At 62.2% G+C, this 778-nt stretch carries 1 pseudogene; it reads left to right on the top strand.

Annotated elements, in window-relative coordinates:
- Nucleotides 1-144: 144 nt before the first annotated feature.
- Nucleotides 145-778: pseudogene (locus EOA60_RS35435) on the top strand (hypothetical protein); the annotation flags it as partial.

Here is a 778-nt window from a genome sequence, read left to right as displayed (position 1 = left end):
AGACAGGAATATATCGTTGCGATTTACCAAGTGTAAAAAATGCAAATCCATGCATATTCGAGTATATCAAAAAGATTGAAGGTACGTTGCAAAGTTCGAGCCCCGCATGTCTCTTGCCGGGAAATGCCGAAGGGGGCTTGAACTATGACGACCAGTATCGAATTCGACGCCGTTTCAAATTTCTCGGACGAGCACGCAACTGTCGGCGAACAGCCGATTTCGGGCGTCCAAGTCGCCCAGGCCTCCGGCGGCCAGACGGCACCCGTGGCAGGCGAACCTGTGCCGGTCGATGTGGGAAGCGGCGCGCCGGCAAAGGGCGACGGCAACGCCCAGAACGCACAAAGCACAGCCAAGCCGGCGGCGGACGCCAACGCTCCTGCCGCCAACGCCCCTGCCGGAAACGCGCCGGCACCGAACACGGCAGCCTCGAACGTTGCGCATGAATATCACGCCGAGGCCGGCAATGTCGTGAAGCTTCCGGCCAATGTCTCGATCGACGACATCAAGGTCGACGGGCACAATCTGGTGCTGGTGCAGCCGGACGGCGCCGAGATCGTCATCAAGGACGGCGCGCTCAACGTGCCGACCTTCATCATCGGCGATGTCGAGGTGCCGCGCATTGCCCTGATCGCCGCGCTCGAAGCCAGCCACGTCGATGTCGCCTTCGGCGCCGACGGCTCGATCTCGGCCGGCGGAAATGGCTCGCCAAGCAGCGCCGGCGGAGACTTCTCGGTGCCTCCGGGCGGGATCGGAGTCCGGCTTCAGCAGGGACGGGAAC

This window comes from Mesorhizobium sp. M1A.F.Ca.IN.020.06.1.1, from assembly GCF_004023265.1.
Taxonomy (GTDB): domain Bacteria; phylum Pseudomonadota; class Alphaproteobacteria; order Rhizobiales; family Rhizobiaceae; genus Mesorhizobium.
Note: the sequence above shows the minus strand (reverse complement) of the source record. Positions and strands in the feature narration are given on the sequence as shown.